The 4,212-nt window shown below is 43.0% G+C and carries 4 protein-coding genes; 1 reads left to right on the plus strand and 3 read right to left on the minus strand.

The genetic code is table 11. The features are described from left to right. Together LC574_RS29095 and LC574_RS29100 are read right to left on the minus strand one after the other, a co-directional pair. Positions 1-985: DNA double-strand break repair nuclease NurA (locus LC574_RS29095; protein WP_229457105.1), on the minus strand; the 985-nt coding region annotated here is incomplete at its 3' end. A gap of 458 nt (positions 986-1,443) precedes the next feature. Next, positions 1,444-2,229 (minus strand): HAD family hydrolase, encoded by a 786-nt coding sequence (locus LC574_RS29100; RefSeq protein WP_229457106.1) that lies wholly within the window; start codon positions 2,227-2,229, stop codon positions 1,444-1,446. 45 nt (positions 2,230-2,274) lie between these two features. On the opposite strand from LC574_RS29100, the gene LC574_RS29105 reads away from it, so the two are divergent. Then, positions 2,275-2,490, plus strand: a complete 216-nt coding sequence (locus LC574_RS29105) for a hypothetical protein (protein ID WP_229457107.1) — start codon at positions 2,275-2,277, stop codon at positions 2,488-2,490. A 312-nt stretch (positions 2,491-2,802) separates the two neighbouring features. Here the strand turns inward: LC574_RS29105 and LC574_RS29110 are convergent. Beyond that, a partial coding sequence (locus LC574_RS29110) for a choice-of-anchor D domain-containing protein (protein ID WP_229457108.1) occupies positions 2,803-4,212 on the minus strand: 1,410 nt, incomplete at its 5' end.

Consider the following 4,212-nt stretch of genomic DNA (forward strand, 5'->3'; position numbering starts at 1 on the left):
GGCCGGATCGAAGTTCGAGTATGGTTACATTCTCTGCTACCCATGCTGGAACTTCGATCCGGGCAATTTCAGTACCAACGTGGACATAGCAAAAGTAAATGGCTTGATCTCCGTAGAGTTCCAGAATGGGGGAATTACTGCGCCACAGGGTACTGCGTTGGCCTGGTTTGAGTCGGGTTGCCCAAACAGAAGTATCTCGCAACTGTTCAAAAATTTTACAAGCTACTTTTTCTAGCTGATTTGGGCAATAAGTTTTACAGTCTGGCACTGGATGAGGACAAGCTAATAACCGTAAAAAGTTCATTGTTTCGATGCTGCGAGAGGCACTAAGATAGCCCATCAACGGAATTTGAGCATCACGCATTTGCTGCCAAGCTTCCAGGATGGGGGGTAAAATGCGCTCGCGGGCATCCATCGGTAATTGTTCTAAAAACCAGTAAATTAAGGAACCATCTACCATGGCCAATGCTGGTGCTTCCCCTTTCGCTGCACATGCAAGTTCTGCTAATACCGTTGTTTCTGAAGCAGTGCGACGAAAACTCATCCATTCCTCGGTTCTAATTCCCCATTGCCGAGACATGTATAAATCTTCCGGGCGATAAAATACTTCTGGCAAACTATCTAGTAATGGATGGCGATTTTGCCCGTAGTGTAAGACTACTCTGCCGATATTTAGAAGATAACAGTAAGCAATTTCGTGATGGTTGGGGGCAATTTGGGAACCATCGGTAGCGATGACAGTATGTACCTTGGGGGGAACTGGGATATCAATGCAGGTTTCTAACGGCTCAATTGGGGTAGCATTAGCAAAGAGAATGCGATCGCGCCATTTTTCCTGGCGATCAATTAAATCTTGTTGAGACTCGTAAGCATTTTTAAGATGTTGTTGCGCCAATTCTAAACGCTGGCGACTGGCAACAGCTTCTAAGGTAAGATGCTGACTTAAACCCTGCATTTGTCGCGCCAGTTTTGTAAGGTCAAGCATAAAAGTAAGTGCTAAGTAAGGAGTGAATAGTTATGAGTTATTATTTCACCTAAATCGAAAAACGTAAGCTTCTGGTTTCTAATCTTTGATATATCCCAATACGCTTGGTTAAGGAGAATCGGGGAGACAAAGCGCAGCTTTGGCTCTTTGGGGTGATTCGGGTTTAATAAGTAATCAAGCGGACATGATATAAGTAAACGATTTTAGTCCACTTGAGTGGACTTGAGCTATCAGCCAGGAACTTAAGTTCCTGGCGGGATACCGATAAACGCAACAATTTGACTGTTACAAAAATCTGGACAATGACAAACCCTCTTAGGGTAAAGGTATCAAGAGATTATTGCAACGTATTTCATATATTTTAGGACTTACGCAAAAATCGCCCAAAAGCTTAATTTATCGAACCGCCAAGACGCCAAGAACGCCAAGAATTCGTAGAGCGTGCGTAAGTCCTATATTTAAAGCCAAGCAGAGAAATCTTTGGAAAAGTGAGACAGTGATAACAGATGAATTCGCGGATCATTTTGGGCAGCTTCACGTTCTGCTTGGGTATTATAACCCCAGTCTGCGAGGAAGAGTTTCACATCTTCAAGGTCTGTTTGCTGTTGGACTAACTGCAAAGTCTTGAGTCTATCTTCTACAAACCAGAGATTAACTGCCTCGTTTTCTAGTTTTTGCTTTAAATCTCGCAAAATTTCATATTTAGGACGCTTGACTTCTTTGCCAATAATTGCTTCTGCTGGTAAATTCACTCCTTCTTGTTGCAACAATTGCTGGACAAAACGCCCTTCTTTAGTTGTCACAATATATAGCTTAACTCCACTATCAACAGTTAATTTGATTTTTTCTACTACACCTGGATAAAATCTATGCAGACTTAGCCAACCGTCCAAATCTGTGGTAATCCATTCATCTCGTTGCTGATCTAGTTTCGCGCCAATTTCTCTTGCTTGCAGCTTGTCGTCTAACAAAAGTTTTGGGGCGATGCTTGCCCATTCATGAAGAATTTTATCATCAAGAATTCCATCTACCAAGGCTTTGATTAAAACAGGCATTTCCCAACCTGTTTCAATTACAGGTCGTAGGCGATAGAATCTTAAAGCTAAATCATCTGGTGGTGTGTCGTTAGCAAAAGACCAAATTTCACAGTAGGTACGCCATGCTACCTCAAAATATTCAATTAGTCCGTCGCATATGACTCCATCAAAGTCTAGGGCTAAAATTGTGGGACTACTTGCTGTCATTGTTTTGAGGATGAAACTGCTGTTGCCAGCTTAACTGAACTAGCAATGATTTGTTGTATCACAACTGTAGGCAAAAAAATAGTCTGGATGATTGCAGGCGATCGCTTTAGCACTCCCTTAGGAGTAACTCTTCATCGCATTCATGATTCCAAACCGCTACAGTGGGGCACACCGTATTTCAAGTCTTTGGAGAGATTCCCCTCTACAAGAATAGTTGAAACACTATCCTTGCAAGGGAACTCAATGAAAGAGAAAACCTAATCAGTGATGATTAGACATGGGACTGATAAAGAATGTAGAGACGTAGCATTGATATGTCTCTACAAGGGTTCTGGGTAACGCATATTTAATTTCTGGAGATGTCTATTAGAATCCCTGCACCTTTAGGTGCAGGGAGAACCTCAACAGACTAATGCTAGTTTTTGAACGCAACCCCTTACAGGGATAGGGTGTAGAAGCCCAGCAAAGAATTTAGTTACTCGATATTAAATCTTCTTTGTCTAGTTATTCCTCTACACCTGCTCCGTTGGCGCAGCCTAACAAGAGAAGAGACTTGGTTATCAAAAGACACAACTAAATAGTGATAAAAGTCGAAGGTTGAGCCAAAAGTGTACTTGCAGTGACATTATCCAACTTCGCCAACACTTGATTGTCAGAACGATCCATAATGAAAGCAATACTTCCTTGTTGCTGTATCAACAATTGATCGAACTTGAGACCACCTGATAACGCAAGCTTGTCCTTACCCACTTCAAAGTCAGTAATGGAGTCCGTGCCATCACCTAAAGCCAATACAAAGGTGTCAGCGTTGTAACCCCCTGTAAGTACATCTTTGCCATCGCCTCCATAAAGCCAGTCATTGCCTGCACCCCCTAATAGTTGGTCATCGCCGATACCACCAAATAGCGTATCGTTACCGTTATCACCCAAAAGCCTGTCATTGCCGCTATCGCCATAGAACAGGTCATTACCATCATTTCCCCAAAGAGTATCGTTTCCGTCGCCTCCCGAAAGTTGGTCATTTCCTAAATTACCTACGATGCTGTCTGCGCCCCCAAACCCATAAATCTTGTTGGCTGGGGCATTGCCTTTTAAGTACTCAGAGCTATCAGTGCCATTGAGAAGATAAATTTCGTTAGCAAGAGGGGGTTTAACTGTACCACTGATGGCAAAGTTAAAGGGGCTTTCGTCACTATCGTTGTTGGTCAAACTGAAGCTGCCAGAATATGTTCCAGGTGTAGGTGTATTCGTATTGAGTGCCACCGTTATACTTCTTGAATCCTTGGCAGCGACGGTATATGGAAAAGCTCCTACCAAACTAAAGCCGTCGGGGAGTTTGAAATTACTCAGGTTGAGCGTAGCTGTACCGATGTTCTTGATGGTAAAAGTTTTGGTTGCAGTACTGCCGAAAGTGACGTTGCCAAAGTTAATGGGGGTAGTGCTGCCATCTGCAATGTTAACTGTGCCATTGAGAACTTGAATTTCGGGGGCAGGAGCGGGCTGAACTTTACCCCTAATGGCAAAATCAAAGGGGCTTTCGTCAGGATCGTTATTGCTCAAACTAAAACTGCCAGCATAGGTTCCAGGTGTTTTTGTATTGAGTGCCACTGTTATACTCGCCCAATTATTGACAGCCAAGCTAGCTGGAAAAGTTCCTACCAAACTAAAGCCTTTGGGGAGTTCGAGATTACTCAGGTTGAGTGGAGCTTTACCCGTGTTTTTAATGGTGAAAGTTTTGGTAACGGTGCTACCGAAAGCGGCTTCGCCAAAGTCAATAGCAGTAGTGCTGCCATCTACAATGTCAACTTTGTTATTGACAACTTCAATTTCGGGAGCATTAACTTTACCACTAATAACAAAGTTAAAGGGGCTTTCGTCAGGATCGTTATTGCTCAAACTAAAACTGCCAGCATAGGTTCCAGGTGTTTTTGTATTGAGTGCCACTGTTATACTCGCCCAATTATTGACAGCCAAGCTAGCTGG

The organism is Nostoc sp. CHAB 5715, from assembly GCF_020829685.1.
Taxonomy (GTDB): domain Bacteria; phylum Cyanobacteriota; class Cyanobacteriia; order Cyanobacteriales; family Nostocaceae; genus Nostoc.

Bases quoted from the DNA above. Each gene is read 5' to 3' on its own strand.
- LC574_RS29100 (WP_229457106.1), bottom strand. From the start codon at position 2,229: ATGACAGCAAGTAGTCCCACAATTTTAGCCCTAGACTTTGATGGAGTC.
- LC574_RS29105 (WP_229457107.1), top strand. From the start codon at position 2,275: ATGATTTGTTGTATCACAACTGTAGGCAAAAAAATAGTCTGGATGATT.